Origin of the sequence: Luteimonas rhizosphaericola (assembly GCF_029888045.1) — a bacterium.
GTDB classification, from domain to species: domain Bacteria; phylum Pseudomonadota; class Gammaproteobacteria; order Xanthomonadales; family Xanthomonadaceae; genus Luteimonas; species Luteimonas rhizosphaericola.
On record NZ_JARXRN010000016.1, the window covers coordinates 470,082 to 486,202 of the forward strand.

Annotated in this window: 15 protein-coding genes; 6 read left to right on the top strand and 9 right to left on the bottom strand. The window is 72.5% G+C overall.

Annotated features, from left to right (window positions below; all coding sequences use genetic code 11):
- The first annotated feature begins 72 nt into the window (after positions 1-72).
- Positions 73-2,517 (top strand): glycoside hydrolase family 127 protein, encoded by a 2,445-nt coding sequence (locus QFW80_RS03420; protein ID WP_280599769.1) that lies wholly within the window; start codon positions 73-75, stop codon positions 2,515-2,517.
- A 185-nt stretch (positions 2,518-2,702) separates the two neighbouring features.
- Here QFW80_RS03420 and hutG read toward each other — a convergent pair whose 3' ends face one another.
- Positions 2,703-3,485, bottom strand: a complete 783-nt coding sequence (gene hutG / locus QFW80_RS03425) for an N-formylglutamate deformylase (protein ID WP_280599771.1) — start codon at positions 3,483-3,485, stop codon at positions 2,703-2,705.
- A 182-nt stretch (positions 3,486-3,667) separates the two neighbouring features.
- Between hutG and QFW80_RS03430 the strand changes: the two genes are divergently transcribed.
- Positions 3,668-4,681 (top strand): glycoside hydrolase family 43 protein, encoded by a 1,014-nt coding sequence (locus QFW80_RS03430; protein WP_280599772.1) that lies wholly within the window; start codon positions 3,668-3,670, stop codon positions 4,679-4,681.
- 100 nt (positions 4,682-4,781) lie between these two features.
- Here QFW80_RS03430 and gorA read toward each other — a convergent pair whose 3' ends face one another.
- From gorA to QFW80_RS03450, 4 genes are read right to left on the bottom strand one after another with little or no spacing between them, the layout of a single operon-like run.
- Positions 4,782-6,146, bottom strand: coding sequence for a glutathione-disulfide reductase (gorA, locus tag QFW80_RS03435; protein WP_280599773.1), 1,365 nt, complete (start codon positions 6,144-6,146; stop codon positions 4,782-4,784).
- The gene (locus tag QFW80_RS03440) at positions 6,143-7,399 is read right to left on the bottom strand and encodes an NAD(P)/FAD-dependent oxidoreductase (protein ID WP_280599774.1); all 1,257 of its coding nucleotides are present in this window, start codon (positions 7,397-7,399) and stop codon (positions 6,143-6,145) included. The genes gorA and QFW80_RS03440 overlap by 4 nt, the downstream gene beginning before the upstream one ends.
- A gap of 34 nt (positions 7,400-7,433) precedes the next feature.
- Positions 7,434-8,720, bottom strand: a complete 1,287-nt coding sequence (locus QFW80_RS03445) for a DUF418 domain-containing protein (RefSeq protein WP_280599776.1) — start codon at positions 8,718-8,720, stop codon at positions 7,434-7,436.
- Between the two features lie 25 nt (positions 8,721-8,745).
- On the bottom strand, positions 8,746-9,228 hold the full coding sequence (locus tag QFW80_RS03450) for an FKBP-type peptidyl-prolyl cis-trans isomerase (RefSeq protein WP_280599777.1): 483 nt from the start codon (positions 9,226-9,228) through the stop codon (positions 8,746-8,748).
- 67 nt (positions 9,229-9,295) lie between these two features.
- Here QFW80_RS03450 and QFW80_RS03455 point away from each other — a divergent pair, with 67 nt between their 5' ends.
- The 4 genes from QFW80_RS03455 (at position 9,296) to QFW80_RS03470 (ending at position 12,278) form a co-directional block, all read left to right on the top strand.
- Positions 9,296-9,892: a C40 family peptidase gene (locus tag QFW80_RS03455; RefSeq protein ID WP_280599779.1), complete on the top strand. Its 597-nt coding sequence runs from the start codon at positions 9,296-9,298 to the stop codon at positions 9,890-9,892.
- Between the two features lie 242 nt (positions 9,893-10,134).
- Positions 10,135-10,833: a C40 family peptidase gene (locus tag QFW80_RS03460; RefSeq protein ID WP_280599781.1), complete on the top strand. Its 699-nt coding sequence runs from the start codon at positions 10,135-10,137 to the stop codon at positions 10,831-10,833.
- Between the two features lie 139 nt (positions 10,834-10,972).
- Positions 10,973-11,392, top strand: coding sequence for a hypothetical protein (locus tag QFW80_RS03465; protein WP_280599783.1), 420 nt, complete (start codon positions 10,973-10,975; stop codon positions 11,390-11,392).
- Between the two features lie 16 nt (positions 11,393-11,408).
- Complete coding sequence (locus QFW80_RS03470; protein WP_280599784.1) at positions 11,409-12,278, top strand: bile acid:sodium symporter family protein; 870 nt, start codon at positions 11,409-11,411, stop codon at positions 12,276-12,278.
- A 6-nt stretch (positions 12,279-12,284) separates the two neighbouring features.
- On the opposite strand, the gene QFW80_RS03475 is transcribed toward QFW80_RS03470, so the two are convergent.
- The 4 genes from QFW80_RS03475 to QFW80_RS03490 form a co-directional block, all read right to left on the bottom strand.
- Complete coding sequence (locus tag QFW80_RS03475) at positions 12,285-12,764, bottom strand: hypothetical protein (protein ID WP_280599786.1); 480 nt, start codon at positions 12,762-12,764, stop codon at positions 12,285-12,287.
- A gap of 3 nt (positions 12,765-12,767) precedes the next feature.
- Positions 12,768-13,121 (bottom strand): DUF6152 family protein, encoded by a 354-nt coding sequence (locus QFW80_RS03480; RefSeq protein ID WP_280599788.1) that lies wholly within the window; start codon positions 13,119-13,121, stop codon positions 12,768-12,770.
- Positions 13,122-13,222: 101 nt separating this feature from the next.
- Entirely contained in the window at positions 13,223-14,638 is a 1,416-nt protein-coding gene (locus QFW80_RS03485) for a M16 family metallopeptidase (RefSeq protein ID WP_280599790.1), read from the bottom strand.
- A 5-nt stretch (positions 14,639-14,643) separates the two neighbouring features.
- On the bottom strand, positions 14,644-16,029 hold the full coding sequence (locus tag QFW80_RS03490) for a M16 family metallopeptidase (protein ID WP_280599792.1): 1,386 nt from the start codon (positions 16,027-16,029) through the stop codon (positions 14,644-14,646).
- Between the last annotated feature and the right edge of the window lie 92 nt (positions 16,030-16,121).

The window sequence follows — 16,121 nt, forward strand, 5'->3', positions numbered from 1 at the left end:
CACCTGCCCCGTCGAACAAGGGCAGGTCGACTGTGCTGCCGCCCGAACCTCCACTGAAGGCTCGCAGGTCCGGTGACTGATCCGCACGCTGCCCCGCAGCTGACCCGCCGCCACTTCGTCGCCGCGCTCGGCGCGGGCGCGCTGCTGCCCCTGGCGCCTGCGCTTGCGCACGCCGCGACGCAGGCCGCAGCGCCGGCTTCGCATCCTTTCCCGCTCTCCGCCATCCGCCTGACGGGGGGGGCGTTCGCGCATGCGCAGGCGCTGAACCTGCGCTACCTCGCCGCGCTCGATGTCGATCGCCTGCTCGCGCCGTTCCGGATCGAGGCGGGATTGCCCGCGCCGGGCGGCAAGTACCCGAACTGGGAATCGATGGGGCTCGACGGCCACACCGCCGGCCACTACCTCACCGCGCTCGCGCAGCAGGCCGCGCAGGGCGACGCCGCCATGCGCGCGCGCTTGGACGTGATGGTCGCCGGGCTGGCCGAATGCCAGCGCGCGAACGGCGACGGCTACCTCGGCGGCGTACCCGACGGGCGCGTGCTGTGGAACCGCATCGCCTCGGGCACGTTCGAGGCCGGGGCGTTCTCGCTCGAGGGCGCCTGGGTGCCGTTCTACAACCTGCACAAGACCTTCGCCGGCCTGCGCGATGCCTGGCTGATGGTCGGCCATGCGCAGGCGCGCGAACTGCTCGTGCGCTTCGCCGACTGGTGCGACGCGCTAGTGGCCAACCTCGACGACGTGCAGCTGCAGCGCATCCTCGACACCGAACACGGCGGCATGAACGAAGTGCTCGCCGACGTCCATGCCATCACCGGCGAGCGAAAGTATCTGGCGCTGGCGCGGCGCTTCTGCCACCGCGCCATCCTCGACCCGCTGCTGCGGCGCGAGGATGCGCTCGACGGCCTGCACGCCAACACCCAGATCCCGAAGGTGATCGGCTTCGCCCGCATCGGCGAACTCGACGACGAGCCGGCGTGGATCGAGGCCGCGCGCTTCTTCTGGGAGACGGTGGTCGACCGGCGCAGCATCGCCTTCGGCGGCAACAGCGTGCGCGAGCATTTCAACCCGGTGGACGACTTCGGCCCGATGGTCGCTTCGCGCGAAGGCCCGGAAACCTGCAACAGCTACAACCTGCTGCGGCTGACGATGCTGCTGCACCGCATCGCCCCGCAGGCGCGCGACGCCGACACCTACGAGCGCGTGCTCTACAACCACATCCTGTCCACCCAGCATCCCGGCCACGGCGGGCTGGTGTACTTCACCCCGATCCGGCCGCGCCACTACCGCGTCTACTCGCAGCCCACGCAGTGCTTCTGGTGCTGCGTGGGCACCGGGATGGAGAACCACGGCCGCCACGGCGCATTCGCCTACGGCCACGGCGACGATGCGCTGGCGGTGCACCTGTACCTGCCCTCCGAGCTGTCGTGGCCCGAACGCGGGCTGCGGCTGCACCAGGAGACCGCGTTCCCGGAACGGTCGTCGACCACCCTGCGCCTGTCGCTGGACGCACCGCAGGCTTTCGCCCTGCAGCTGCGGCACCCGCAGTGGCTGGACGGGCCGTTCGAGGTCTCGGTGAACGGCGAACGCTGGCCGCTGGCGTCCACGCCGGGCACCTACGCCGCCATCGCGCGCACCTGGACCGACGGCGACCGCATCGACATCGCGCTGCCGATGCGCACCCGCATCGAAGGCCTGCCCGACGGCTCGGACTGGGTGGCGGTGATGCACGGCCCGCTGATGCTCGCCGCGCGCACCGGCGAGGAGGATCTCGAGGGACTGATCGCCGACGACGGCCGCGGCAGCCATATCGCGCCCGGCCCCTACCAGCCGCTCGACGGCGCGCCGATGCTGGTCGGCGAGCGCGGCGCGCTGGCCGCCGGCATCGTACCGATCCCTGGCGCGACGCTGGAGTTCACCGCCTCAGCGCTCATCCGCCCCGACGAGTACCGCAAGCTGCGGCTGGAGCCGCTGTCGCGCGTGCACGACGCGCGCTACATGGCGTACTGGCGCACGGCCACCGCCGACGCCTACCCGGCCGTGGTGGCCGCCGCCGAAGCCGCCGAGCGCGCACGCGAGGCGCTCGACGCGCGCACCCTCGACGAGGTGCAGCCGGGCGAGCAGCAGCCCGAGGTCGAGCACGGCTACACCGGCGAGGATTCGGCCACCGGACAGATGCTCGGACGCCCGTGGCGCGATGCCGGGCGATCGTTCGGCTATCGCCTGGCGGCCCGGCGCGCGGTCGCGGCCGACGCGCCGCTGGCCCTGCAGTTGACCCTGTTCCCGGCCGAATGGGGCGCGGCGATGGACGTGGAGGTCGAGGGCCGGGTGCTGGAGACGATCGTGTTCGACGGGTCGGGGCGCGACGAGTTGCAGCCGCGCGAGATCGCGCTGCCGGACGCGTTCGCCCAATTCGCGCGCGGCGACGGCCTCCGGCTGCGCTTCATCGCCCGCGACGGCAAGCGCACGCCGCGCGTGTTCGGCGTGCGCCTGCTGCGGGCCGGGGCGGGCGGCGACTGATGTGCAGCGGGCGCCTCGGCGACGCGACGCGCGCAGGCCCGCGCGAGCATGCGCACGTCGCGGGCGTCACCGTCGTGGACGGTCCGCACGCAGCGCCGGAGCGGACTCCGGCCCACGCGGCGACATGGCCCTCGGCGGGGTTCGCGTCGTCGGCACACGGCGCCCGGTCGGGACCGGGCCTCGCCTCAGTCGCCCGCCAGCGCCGCCTCGACCAGCGCCTGCAGCACCGGCTGCAGCTGCGCGGCGCGGGCGTCGTCCCAGGCGAAGCTGTCCTCGTCCATGTAGATGCGCTGGCTGATCTCCAGCTGTACGGCCTGGATGCCGCGCGCCGGGTCCGCATAGTGGCGGGTGATGTAGCCGCCGCGGAAGCGGCCGTTGTGCACCCAGTCGTAGCGCGCCTGCCCGGCCAGCACCGCCTCCAGGCGCCGCTGCAGCGCCTCGCCGGCGCTGGCGCCGCCGGCGGTGCCCAGGTTGAGGTCGGGCAGCCGGCCGTCGAACAGGAACGGCAGTTCGCCGCGGATCGAATGGCCTTCCCACAGCACCACCGCGCCATGCGCGGCGCGCAGGCGCGCGAGCTCCTCGCCCAGCGCGGCATGGTACGGGCGCCAGTAGCTGTCCACCCGCGCGCGCACCTCGTCCTCCGACGGCTGCTGGCCATCGCGGTAGACCGGATCGCCGCTGAAGCGCACCACCGGGCACAGGCCGGTGGTGTTCCGGCCCGGATACAGCGAGACGTCGTCCTCGCCACGGTTGAGGTCGATCACGTAGCGCGAATGCGTGGGCACCAGGACCGAGGCGCCGAGCCCGCGCGCGAACGCGTACAGGCGCGCGATGTGCCAGTCGGTGTCGGGCACCCGCCGCGCCGCGTCGGTCAGGCGCGCGGCGATCGCCTCCGGCACATGCGTCCCGTCGTGCGGCAGGCTGACCAGCAGCGGGGCGCTGCCGCGGTGCAGGCTGAAAAGTTCCATGCCTGCGATTGTACGACCGGCGCCGGCCACATTCGCGCGACGCACCCGCGCGCGTCGCCGGAACGCGTTGCACGGCACCGTGGCCGGCGCCCGCGCCGCGCCTGCATCGTCGCGGTCCCCGTTCGCGCATCCCGTCGCTCCGGTCGACCCACCTCCCTTTTCCCTACTCTGAGGCCTCGCCCATGAAATCCCTGCTGCTGTCGGGCTGCTGCATTCTGCTGATGGCCTGCTCGACCGGTCCCGTCGCGCCCGTTTCGTCGGACGATGCCGCGCCGCGCGCCGCCACCAATCCGCTGTTCACCGATCGCCATACCGCGGATCCCGCGCCGCTGGTCGTCGGCGACACGCTGTATCTCTACGTCGGGCACGACATGGCACGCGGCGACGAGATGTTCAACATCACCGAGTGGCTGGTCTATTCGACCACCGACATGGCGACGTGGACCGCGCACGGCCCAATCATGAAGCCCACCGACTTCAAGTGGGCCAGTCGCGATGCCTGGGCCGCGGAAGCGATCGAGAAGGACGGCAGGTTCTACTTCTATGCCACCGTGGAACACGACGCCACCCGACCCGGCAAGGCGATCGGGGTGGCGGTGTCCGACAGCCCGACCGGCCCGTTCGTCGATGCGCGCGGATCCGCGCTGGTCAGCAACGACATGACCCCGCAGGGCCCGCACACCTGGGACGACATCGACCCGACGGTGTTCATCGACGACGACGGCAGTGCCTGGCTGATGTGGGGCAACGCCAATTTCTACTACGCCAGGCTCAAGCCGAACATGATCGAGCTCGACGGCCCGATCCTGCAGGCCGCGCTGCCCAAGTACGAGGAAGGCCCCTGGCTGCACAAGCGCGGCGATCTCTACTACCTCACCTACGCGTCGCGGGACAGGTCGGTCTCGGAGGACGAGCTGATTTCCTACGCCACCGCCCCGTCCGTCACCGGGCCGTGGACCTATCGCGGCGAGATCAGCGGCCCGGCGCAGAACAGCTTCACCATCCATCCCGGGATCGTGGAGTTCAAGGGCGAGTGGTACTTCTTCTACCACCACGGCGGGCTGACCGTCGGCGACCAGCCCGGCGGACTCGGCCGCCGCGCGGTGGCGGTGGAATACCTGTCCTACGGCGAGGACGGCCGCATCCTCCCGATCACCCACACCGTGGAAGGCGTATCGCGTCCGCGAACGCGGTGAGCGCGCCGCGGGGGGCGGTCCGTCGTCGCAGCGGCCCGCCATCGCGCGGCCGCCCGGCCGCTCGACCGCCCCGCCGACACGCGGCACGGCCACCGCCCGCTCAACGCATCAGCACCACTTCCTCGGCGCTGGTGGGATGGATCGCCATGGTCGCGTGCAGATCGTCCAGGGTGATGCCCTTCTTCAGCGCGACCGCGAAGCCCTGCAGAATTTCGTCCGCGCCCTCGCCCAGCAGGTGCAGGCCGACCACGCGCCGCTCGGCACCGGTGCACACCAGCTTGAACAGGCTGTGCTGCGGGCGGTCGGCCAGCGCCTGCAGCATCGGCCGGAAGGTGCTGCGGTAGACGCGTACGGCGTCGCCGTGGCGCTCGCGCGCCTGCGCCTCGGTCAGGCCGACCGCCGCCAGCGGCGGATGCGCGAACACCACGCTGGGGATGTTTGCGTAGTCGACCTTTGCGTCGGGCTGCCCGCCGAACACACGGTCCATCGCCCGCCGGGCCGCGGCGATCGCCACCGGCGTCAGCGTGACCTGCCCGGTCACGTCGCCGACGGCGAGCACGTGCTCCACGCTGCTGCGCTGGAACGCGTCGACGACGATGTTGCCCTCCGCATCCAGCGCGACGCCCGCGGCCTCCAGCCCGATGCCGCGGGTGTTGGCGGCGCGCCCGACCGCCAGCAGCACCTGGGCGTAGTGCCCGCTGGTCTCGCCGTCGGCGTCGCGCAGCCGCAGCGCGCCGGCCTCGCCCTCGATCGCCGCCAGCGAATAGCCGAAATGCATGCCGATGCCCTGGTGGCGGTAGTTCTCCTGCAGCGCTTCGGCCAACTCGGCATCGGCGTGGCCGAGCAGGCGCTCGCTGCGCGCGAAGATATCGACCCGGCTGCCGAGCGCCTGCAGCACGCCGGCCAGTTCGACCGCGATGTAGCCGCCGCCCACCAGCGCCACCCGCGGCGGCGCCTCGCACAGGGCGAAGAAATCGTCCGACACCCCGGCCAGCTCCGCACCCGGCACGCGCGGCCGCCGCGGCGACGAGCCGGTGGCGAGCAGCACGTGCGCGGCCCGTAGGCGGGTGCCGTTGGCACATTCCACCGTGTGCGCGTCAAGCAGCCGGCCCCGCGACGGCAGCAGCATCACGCCGGCCGCATCCAGGCGCCGCAGGTAGCTGGCGTGGATGCCGTGGATGTAGCGCTGGCGGCTGGCGATCAGGGTCGGCCAGTCCAGGGCGGGATGCGCGGGCACGTCGAAGCCGAGCTCCGCCGCCAGCCGCACGTGTGCCGAGACCTCCGCCGCCAGCCACATCGCCTTCTTCGGCACGCAGCCGACGTTGACGCAGGTGCCGCCGAGCTCGCCGGGTTCGAGCAGCGCCACGCGCGCGCCGTGCGCCGCGGCGCGGAACGCGCCGGCCAGGCCGCCGCTGCCGCCGCCGAGCACGACCAGGTCGAAATCGAGGGAATCGTCGCTGCTCATGCGAAGCGTGCCGGCGTGTAGGGCGTCGGATCGATGTGCGGCGATTCGCCGCAGACCAGTTCGGCCAGCAGCCGCCCGCTGGCCGGGCTCATGCTCACGCCGAGCATGCCGTGGCCGGTGGCCAGCCACAGCCGTTCGAAGCCCGGCGCGCGGCCGATCAGCGGCAGGTCGTCCCACGTCAGCGGGCGCCAGCCGTACCACTCCTCGCGCTTCACCGGGCCGACGGGTTCGTGCAGGTATTCGGCCGCGCCGCGTTCGAGCGCATCGAGGCGGCGGCGGTTGAGGCGGGTGTCGTGGCCGGAGAATTCCATCGTGCTGCCGAGGCGGAAGCCGTCCTCCCACACGGTCACGCAGACGCGGCGCTCGTGCAGCGTCATCGGGCGTTTCGGCACCAGGCCGGGGCGCGAATAGGTGATCGAGTAGCCCTTGCCCGGCTGCATCGCGTCGCGCAGCCAGCGCAGCCGCAGCGCGCGCGCCAGCAGCGGCGACCACGCGCCGGTGGCCAGCACCACCTCGCGCGCGCTGCGCATGCCGTTGCGGGTCTCGATGCGCACGCCGTCGCCCTCCTCGACCAGGCCGGTGGCTTCGCACTGGTCCTCGATCGTGCCGCCGGCGTCGCGCACCGCGCGCGCGAGTTCGGCCACGTAGCGGTCGGGACGCAGCTGCGCATCGCCCGGGTAGCGCACCGCGCCGGCCACGCCGTCGCGCAGCGCGGGTTCCTGCGCCTGATAGGCGGCGCCGTCGATCACTTCCGACGCGACCCCCAGCTCGGCCAACGCGGGCAGCTGGCGGACGTAGGCCTCAATCGCGGCCGGGTCGCGGAACACGCAGTCGGCGCCGGGTTCGGCGAACTCGCAGTCCAGCCCGTGATCGGCGATCCACGCCGGGAACGCCGCGCGCGAGGCGTTGAGCAGCTGCGCGCGCGGCCGCGCCGAGGCGTTCCAGTCGCGCGGATTGCAGCGCCCCGCGAAGCGCAGCATCCATTGCCACAGCGACGGATCCAGCCGCGGACGGACGTAGAACGGCGCGTCCGGCGTGAGCATCCAGCGCAGCGCGCGCGCCACCATGCCCGGCGCGTGCAGCGGGCCGGCGTGGCTGGGCGTGAGCGTGCCGCAGTTGCCGTGCGAACTGCCGCCGCCGATGCGACCGGCGTCGATCACGCGCACGCTGCGCCCGCGTTCGAGCAGGCACAGCGCGCTGGCCAGGCCCGAGACGCCGGCGCCGATGACCAGGATGTCGCTGCGCTCGCTCATGCGTGGAGTGTAGCGGCCCACGCCGCGCCCCCGGTCACCCCGCCGCTGCGCGCACGCGCATCGGCGGCCGCGTACCGTAGGTCAGCCAGCGCCACAGCCACTCCATCGGGCCGAAGCGGAACCGTGCCAGCCACCAGTGGCTCATCGCGACCTGCAGCGCGAACACCACCAGCACCAGCAGCACCTGGCCCGCGCGTCCCACCTGCCCCCACAGCCCGAAGCCGTAGCCGTAGAACAGGGTCGAGGCGACCAGCGACTGCAGCAGGTAGTGGGTCAGCGCCATGCGCCCGGCCGGCGCCAGCCATGCCAGCGGACGCGCCAGCGCGCGCGTGCCCAGCCCCAGCATCAGCAGCGACAGGTAACCCAGCGCGAGCGGCAGGCTGGCAAGCATCGCCAGGCCGTTGGCCAGCAGCATCGGCCCGGCCTCGCGCATGCCGTCGAAATGCGTGCCCACCGCCAGCGACAGCGCCATCAGCACCGCGCCCGCCGGCAGCGTCCACGCCGCGAGCCGCGCGAACCAGCCGCGCTGCGCGCGAGGATCGTCCATGCGCCCGCTGCGCAGCAGCCAGGCGCCGAGCATGAACACGCCCAGGGCCATCGGCAGCAGCAGCATCAGCCCCTGCAGGGCGACCCCGAGGAAATCGTGCGCGCGTTGCGCGGTGGCCTGCCACCAGCCGCCGTGCGCGAGCGCGGCCGTCGCCGCGGCGGCATCGGCATCGACTTCGTCGGCCAGCGCCGCGAACGTCGCGCCGGCCTCGGGCAACGCCGACAGCAGCGCACCACCCGCCAGCACGAACAGCGCGAGCATCGAGTACAGGCCCGCGCCCAGCCATGGCCAGACGCGTCGGTCGATTCCGTCCAGCGCCAGCAGCATCAGCCCGGCGATCGCGTAGGCGTGCAGGATGTCGCCACTCCAGAGCAGGATCGCGTGCAGCACGCCGAAGGCCAGCAGCGCCGCGCAGCGGCGCAGGTAGCGGCCCCTGAACGCCGGGCCGGATCCGCCGCGCGCGGACATCACCGCGAAGCCCATCCCGAACAGCAGCGAGAACAGCACCCAGAACTTGCCCTGCACGAACACGTACACCGCCCACGCCACGGCGCGGTCGGGCCCGGTCGCGCCCGGGTCGATCCCGGTCCCCATGGCCTGCAGCGGCCGCGAGAACCATTCGATGTTCATCAGGAAGATGCCCAGCAGCGCGACGCCGCGCACCACGTCCAGCGCCTGCAGGCGCCGTGACGATTCGACCGGGCCATCGGCCGCCGACGGCCGCGCGGGCAGTGGCGGCGGCGCGGTCGCGCCTGTGCCCTGCACGGCGGCCATCGTGGTCAGCCGGTCGGAGCGCCGGTCAATGGTGGTGGCCGCCCTCGCCGTGCACGTGGCCGTGCTCGACTTCCTCGGGGCTGGCCTCGCGCACATCGACGATCTCGATGTCGAAGTGCAGGTCCTTGCCGGCCATCGGGTGGTTGAGGTCGACGTCGACCACGCTCATGCCCACCTTCTGCACCGTCACCGCGCGCGGGCCGAAGTTGGTGTTCAGCACCACCTGGTCGCCGGGCGTCAGCTTCTGCGCGCCGAAATGCTTCTTCGGCACGCGCTGGGTGAGGTTGTCGCGGCGCTCGCCGTAGGCGTCGGCCGCGGGCACGTCGACGCCGAAGCTGTCGCCGGCCTCGTGGCCGTCCAGCGCCTTCTCCAGGCCCGGGATGATGTTGCCGTGCCCGACCAGGATCGACAGCGGCTCGCCGCCTTCCTTGGACGACTCCAGCGCCGGCTGGCCGGCTTCGGAGACGGTGTAGTGGAAACGGACGACGCGGTCTTTCTCGATCTTCATGGGCGCTCGCAGGCGCGGCGCGGGCCGCGGCTTGTCTGGACGGGAAGGCCGGGGCAGGATGCCGCGCATGGAATCGATCCGCTGCAGCTCCGCCCCGGTCGACGGGGCCGCGCATTATCCGGCCTCGGCCGCGGCAACGCCAATCCGCGGGCATCTCGCGCTCGCGGCAGCGGCGCTCGCCGCGCTCCTGCTGGCCGGCTGCGGCCGCGAGGACGTGCGCCCCACCCCGCGCGCCGCGGCCACCGTGGCTACGCGCGACTGGCCGGTGGTGGCCCCGGCCGATCCGGCGTCGGCCAATGCGGTGCTGATGCGCGCCATCAGCCTGGTGGGCACGCCCTACCGCTACGGAGGCAACACGCCCGAGGGCGGCTTCGACTGCAGCGGGCTGGTCAACTACGTCTACCGCGACATGCTCGACCTGCGCCTGCCGCGCACCTCGCGCGACCTGGCCGCGTTCCAGGGCCCGAAGATCGAACCGGCGCGGCTGGCGGCCGCCGACCTGGTGTTCTTCGGCAGCGGCGCGCAGGTGACCCACGTCGGCATCTATGTCGGCGAGGGCCGGTTCGTCCATGCCCCCAGCACCGGAGGCACCGTGCGCCTGGACCATCTGGACGGCAGCTACTGGCGCCGGCACTACAGCGGCGCGAAGCGGGTCCTGCGCTGATCGGGCCTGCCGGGCAGCGGCGGGGAGGCCCCCGGCTGCGGTCGCTGGCGAGCCCCGATCGCACGGGACGCGGATGGGAGCGCTCACCGCGACACGCGGGCTGCCGGGCGGATTCGCCACAAAACTGAACCGAATTGTGAGCAGAATCACGGACTTGGACAGGTTTGTCTAACCGGGATTTAACATCACGCGGTCTTCACTCGTGCAAACTCCGCCGCTGATCCGGAAGACGTGAAGCCCGCGTGACGAACCCAACCGCCCCGTCCGGCCACCGCCCCACCCGTTCCCACCCGCCCGGACAGGGCCTGCGACTCGCGCTGATCGGCGCGCTGCTCGCGCTGGGGTCCGCCCCCGCCTTCGCCGGCCCGGGACTGGCCGCCGATTCGGCCGATACGCTCTCCGCCCCCGCTTCGGTCACCAGTAACCTGCTGGCCGATCCGCTGCGCGCGGCCGACCGCGAGGTGGTGTTCGCCAGCGACGTCGACCAGCAGATCGCGGCCGCCGCGGCGGCGCTGCAGGCCGCGCAGGTCGCCGAGCAGAAGCAGGAGGGCCGCGCGCAGACGCTGCTCAAGCGCGGCCTGGCCCTGCTCGGCACGCCTTATCGCTGGGGTGGCGCGAGCCCGGAAGCGGGCTTCGACTGCAGCGGCCTGGTGGGCTACGTGTTCCGCACCGCGCTGGGCATCGAACTGCCGCGCGTCTCGCGCGACATGGCGCGCGACGGCCAGCAGGTCGAGCGCACCTCGCTGGTGCCGGGCGACCTGGTGTTCTTCGGCCGCCGCGGCAAGCGCGTCGACCATGTCGGCATCTACATCGGCGAGGGCCGCTTCCTGCATGCGCCCCGCACCGGCCGCGACGTCACCGTGTCCGAGCTCAACACCGGCTACTGGAGCGGCAAGTTCCTGCAAGCGCGACGCGTCGCGGGCCTCGGCACCGAGAGCTGACGCCACCGGGTTCGACCTCCGACCAAGGCCGCCGCGAGGCGGCCTTTCGCGTTCGGGGAGGCGTGCGCGAACGGCCGCACGCGATGCCGATGCTAGTATCGCCACGCTCCGCGCATCGCCGCGGACCCGGGGAGGACGCATGATCCGCACGACGCTCGCCGTGCTGCTGGGCCTGGTGGTCGCGCTGGCGACCATGCTGCTGCTCGAATACCTCGGCATGTCGCTGTTTCCGCTTCCGCCCGGCCTTCGGCTCGACAACGAGGACGACCTCGCGCGCCTGGTCGACTCGGCCTCCATGGGCAAGAAGCTGTGGGTGCTGGCCGGCTGGACGCTCGCGGCGTTCGTCGGCGGCTGGGTGGCGGCGAAGGTGTCGCGGCGCCACCGCACCGGCGCCGCGCTCGCGGTGGGCGTGCTGATCGCCGGCGGCGTGGTCCTCAACGCGCTGCTGCTGCCCCACCCGGCCTGGATGACGGTGGTCGGCGTGCTGCTGCCGCTGCCGGTCGCCTGGTGCGGGTCGCGACTGGCGACGCCACGCACCGCTGACGTATCCGCCGGCTGATCCAGAGGAACCGACCATGCAGGCTTCGCTGCTGACCACCGTGCTGCTGCCGCTCGCGCTGGGCGTGATCATGCTCGGCCTGGGCCTGGGCCTGACGCTGGACGACTTCCGCCGCGTCGCGCGCTATCCGCGTGCGGTGCTGGTCGGCCTGTTCCTGCAGACCGGCGTGCTGCCGTGGGCCGCGTTCGCGCTGGCGCTGCTGTTCCGGCTGCCGCCCGAGCTCGCGGTGGGCCTGATGCTGCTCGCGGCCTCGCCCGGCGGCGCGACGGCCAACATCTACAGCCACCTCGCGCACGGCGACGTGGCGCTCAACATCACCCTGACCGCGATCAACAGCCTGCTGTGCCTGGTCACGCTGCCGGTGATCCTCAACCTGGCGCTGGAGTATTTCCTCGGCGCCGGGCAGTACGTGCCGCCGCCGGTCCGCAAGATCGTGGAGGTGGCGCTGATCATCGTGCTGCCGGTGGCGATCGGCATGCTGGTGCGGCGCTTCGCGCCCGGCTTCGCCGCCCGCATGGAAAAGCCGATCCGGCTGCTGTCGGTGCTGGTGCTGGCGCTGCTGATCGTGGCTGCGGTGGCCCAGGCCTGGAGCACGCTGCTGGCCTGGTTCGCCGTGGTCGGCGTGGCCTGCCTGCTGTTCAACCTGGCGAGCATGGGCGCCGGCTACGCGGCGCCGCGCGCGCTGAAGCTGCCGAAGCGGCAGGCGATCGCGATCGCGATGGAGATCGGCATCCACAACGGCACCCTGGCGATCTTCATCGCGCTCAACGTGCTGGGCAACGCGGCCATGTCGATCCCGGCGGCGGTCTACAGCCTGCTGATGTTCTTCACCGCCGCGGTGTTCGCCTGGTGGGCGTCGCGGCGGGACACGGCCGCCGCGCACTAGCCCGCGCTAGACGTAGGCGATCATCCGCCCGGCGACGACGATCGCCGGCCATGCCAGCAGCGACACCACCGCGCACGCACGCGCGGCAACGGGCACGGTCGCGGTCCAGGACGCGCGTTCGCGCCCGGCCCAGGCATGGAACAACGCGACGTTGGCCAGCGCCAGCAGCACCAGCGCCAGCTTGAGCCGCATCAGCGGATGGGTGGACAGCGCCACCGCATCGGCCGAGAACAGCGCCACGCCGCTGCAGACCGCCAGCACCAGTCCGGCGCCCGCCACGCGGCCGAGGCAGCGCACGGTCTCGGCGAGCGGAAAGGCGCGGCCCAGGCCCAGCAGCCGCAGGTCCATCAGCAGCGCCGGCCCCACCAGCAGGGACAGGCCCAGCAGGTGGACCACGTTGGCCACCGCATATGCCTGGCCGGCGCCGCGGATCCACTCGCCCAGCGCCGAGGCCTCGAACGCGGCCGCGGCCGCGGCGATCGCCATGGCTCAGCGCAGCTCGATCGTCCTGCCGTCGATGACGATGCGCTCGGCGCGGATTTCCGCAGTGCCGTCGTTGCGCGGATAGCCTTCGATGGTGATGGTCTTGCCCTCGGCCAGGTCGCCCTCGCCCATGCCGCGCGCGGTCATGCGCGAGACCGGTGCCAGGATCACGTCCCAGCGCCGGCCCTCGTGCTCGACCACCGCCTGGGCATGCGGGTTGGCGATGCGGACCTCGGCCAGCGCGGCGTCGAAGCGCATCACGCGTTCGGCGTCGTAGGCGCCCCAGCCGTGGTGCGCGAGGACCGGCAGGGCGGCCAGGGCGGCAGCGAGGGCGAGGCTACGGATCAGCGTGGGGCGCATGGCGGCAGGTCCTGGGCGGGGCGGACGACAGGGGTAGCACAGGCGGGGTCAATGCGCCGTCGCCGATGGGGGTGCGGCAGAGTCCGGCGTGCAGGGGACGGTCATTCGTCCGCGCGGAACGGCCCGAACGGCTCCAGTTGCGCGGCGACCGCCGCGGCGTCACCGACCACGACGACCGACTGGTCCTTCGGGTCGAAGTACTTGCGCGCCATCGCCTGCACCTGGGCCGCGTCGACCTCGCGGATGCGCGGCACGTAGCTGGCCAGGAACTCCGATGGCAGGCCGAGCAGCCAGTTCGAGGCCAGGGTCGCGGCCACGGCGCCCTGCATCTGGTTGCTGATCAGGTAGCCGCCGGCGACGTAGCGCTTGGTGTCCTCGAGTTCCCGGGCCGGCACCGGCTCGCTGGCCAGCCGTTCGAATTCGGCGAAGAACTCGCCCAGCGCGGCGCCGGTGACCTCGTTGCGCACGTCGGCGCCGGCCTGCACGCGGCCGCCGGCACGCGAGGGCGCGAAGCCGGCGCTGGCGCCGTAGGTGTAGCCCTTGTCCTCGCGCAGGTTCTGGTTGACGCGGCTGCTGAAGCCGCCGCCGAGCACGGTGCCGGCCAGGACCGCCGGCACGTAGTCCGGATCGGTGGCGGGAATCGCCGGGCGCCCGATCCTCAGGGTCGCCTGCACGCTGCCGTCGCGCTGGATCAGCACCCGGCTGGGTTCGACGCTGCGCGGCGCGGGCGCCGTCTCCGGCGCTTCGGCGCCGGGCACGCGCCAGTCGCCGAACGCGGCCTCGGCAAGGCGGAAGGCCTCGTCGGGCGCGAGGCGGCCGGTGACCACCAGCAGCGCGCGGTCTGGATGGAAGCGCAGCCCGTGCGCCTGCCGCAGCGCGGCGGGGGTGACGCCCGTGATCGAGGCTTCGGTCTGCTGGGTGCGGGCGTAGGGATGGTCGCCGAAGGTCGCGGCCAGCAGCGCGCGGGTGGCGCGGAACGACGGCTGCGCCTCGGCCGCCTTGAGCGCCTGCAGCGCGTTGGCCTGGGCGAGCTTCACCTCGTTGTCGGGGAACGCCGGCGAGCGCGCGATCTCCGCCAGCAGCTCGAGCATCGGCGCGGCGTGGCTGGTCAGCGCATCGGCGTACACCAGCACGCCGTCGTTGCTGGCGCTGGCGCCGACGCTGCCGCCGAACGACTGCGCGGTCTCCGCGATCGCACGCGAATCGCGCCGCGCCGTGCCCTCGGCGAGCAGGCCCGCGAACAGGCTGGCGAAGCCCGGCGCATCGGGCGCGTCGGCGGCGTAGCCGGCATCGCGCACGGCCAGCACGTAGTCCACGCGCGGGATGCCGTCGCGCGGCACCACCCACACCTCCAGGCCGTTGGCGAGGGTCTGCTTCTCGATCTGCGGCACCGGCAGCGGCTTGTCGGCGCCGTAGGCGGGCAGGTCCTTGGGCAGGTCGGCGCCCGGACCGGCGGCGGCGGGCAGCGACACGAGGCCGGCCACGGCCAGCGCGAGGGCATGCAGGGTCCTGGTCATGGCGGTCACTCCTGGGCCTTCGGGGCGGCGGCGCGCGCGGCGAGGATCGCCTCGGGCACGCGGTCGATCACGGTGCGGTTGGCGGCGGTGAGGTAGGTGCGCGCTGCGCGCTGCACGTCGGCCGAGGTCACGCCCTCGATCCAGCCGGGGATGCGGTTGGCCACCTCGGCATCGCCCCACAGCAGCTGCAGCTTGGCGAGCGTGTCGGCGCGCGAGATGAACGACTCCATCCCGTTGTACCAGTCGGCCAGCAGTTGGGTCTTGACCCGCGCCAGGGTCGGCGCGTCCACGCCGTCGGCGACGATCGCCGCGATCTCCGCATCGACCGCCGCCACCACCGCGTCGGCATCGGTGGTGGGCTTGTACAGCGCGAACACGGTGAACAGCGTGGGCCCGTTGTACTCCCATTCGCTGGTCAGGCCGTAGAGCGAATCGACGTTGAGCGCCAGCTCGCGGCCCTTCACCAGCCCCTGGTACAGCCGCGAGGCGTCGCCGTTGGCGAGCAGCGCGCCGAGCACCGACATCGCCGGCTGGTCGTCGCTGCCGCGGTCGGGCATCTTCCAGGACATCGCGATCGCCGGTACCTGCGCCAGCTTGTCGGGCTGCTGGATGCGCTTTTCCTGCGTGTTCAGACCTTCGCTGAAGTCCGGGCCCTCCGGCACCGGGCGCGCGGGAATCTCGCCGAAGTACTTTTCCGCCAACGCGAAACCTTCCTCCGGCGACAGGTCGCCGGCCAGGCCGAGCACGGCGTTGTTGGGGCCGTAGTAGTCGCGGTGGAAGGCGCGCACGTCGTCGAGCGTGGCGTTCTCCAGGTCCTCGAAGCTGCCGTAGCCGTCGTGGTTGTTCTCCCACTTCTGGAACGCGTTGAAGCCCACGTCCAGCCACATGAAGCCGCCGTAGGGCTGGTTCTGCACGTTGACCCGGATCTCCTCCTTCACCACGTCCTGCTGGTTCTTCAGGGTGGCGGGGTTGAAGTCGAGCATCTTCATGCGGTCGGCCTCGAGCCACAGGATCGGCTCGATCGCCGAGGACGGCGCGATCTCGATGTAGTTGGTGAAATCCGGCCGGGTGGAGCCGTTGTTGCGTCCTCCGCCGCCGGTGATGACGCGGTCGAACACGCCCTCGGGCGCGTTCTCCGAGCCTTCGAACATCAGGTGTTCGAACAGGTGCGCGAACCCGGTGCGGTTGCGCGGTTCGAGACGCATGCCGATCCCGTAGACCACGCTCACGCCCACCACCGGCGCGCTGCGGTCCTCGGAGACCACCACGGTCAGGCCATTGTCGAGCTTTTTCACCGCGACCGGGATGTCCCAGTGGTCGGCCGCGGCGGCCAGCGCCGGCAGCGCGCACAGCATCATCGCCAGCAGTGTGCCGGCCGCATTGCGCTTCATGGATTCCCCTCCAGGACCCGATCGATCGCCATACCCTACCGCAGCGTCCGTGCGCCGCGGCGGGCCGGAAGTCATGCCCGAACGGCGGGTGC

Excerpts from the sequence above, each read along its gene's own strand:
- QFW80_RS03445 (WP_280599776.1), bottom strand. The coding sequence starts at position 8,720 with ATGGCCGCCGTGCAGGGCACAGGCGCGACCGCGCCGCCGCCACTGCCC.
- gorA (WP_280599773.1), bottom strand. The coding sequence starts at position 6,146 with ATGAGCAGCGACGATTCCCTCGATTTCGACCTGGTCGTGCTCGGCGGC.
- QFW80_RS03475 (WP_280599786.1), bottom strand. The coding sequence starts at position 12,764 with ATGGCGATCGCCGCGGCCGCGGCCGCGTTCGAGGCCTCGGCGCTGGGC.
- hutG (WP_280599771.1), bottom strand. The coding sequence starts at position 3,485 with ATGGAACTTTTCAGCCTGCACCGCGGCAGCGCCCCGCTGCTGGTCAGC.
- QFW80_RS03450 (WP_280599777.1), bottom strand. The coding sequence starts at position 9,228 with ATGAAGATCGAGAAAGACCGCGTCGTCCGTTTCCACTACACCGTCTCC.
- QFW80_RS03480 (WP_280599788.1), bottom strand. The coding sequence starts at position 13,121 with ATGCGCCCCACGCTGATCCGTAGCCTCGCCCTCGCTGCCGCCCTGGCC.
- QFW80_RS03430 (WP_280599772.1), top strand. The coding sequence starts at position 3,668 with ATGAAATCCCTGCTGCTGTCGGGCTGCTGCATTCTGCTGATGGCCTGC.
- QFW80_RS03440 (WP_280599774.1), bottom strand. The coding sequence starts at position 7,399 with ATGAGCGAGCGCAGCGACATCCTGGTCATCGGCGCCGGCGTCTCGGGC.
- QFW80_RS03490 (WP_280599792.1), bottom strand. The coding sequence starts at position 16,029 with ATGAAGCGCAATGCGGCCGGCACACTGCTGGCGATGATGCTGTGCGCG.
- QFW80_RS03465 (WP_280599783.1), top strand. The coding sequence starts at position 10,973 with ATGATCCGCACGACGCTCGCCGTGCTGCTGGGCCTGGTGGTCGCGCTG.
- QFW80_RS03455 (WP_280599779.1), top strand. The coding sequence starts at position 9,296 with ATGGAATCGATCCGCTGCAGCTCCGCCCCGGTCGACGGGGCCGCGCAT.
- QFW80_RS03485 (WP_280599790.1), bottom strand. The coding sequence starts at position 14,638 with ATGACCAGGACCCTGCATGCCCTCGCGCTGGCCGTGGCCGGCCTCGTG.
- QFW80_RS03470 (WP_280599784.1), top strand. The coding sequence starts at position 11,409 with ATGCAGGCTTCGCTGCTGACCACCGTGCTGCTGCCGCTCGCGCTGGGC.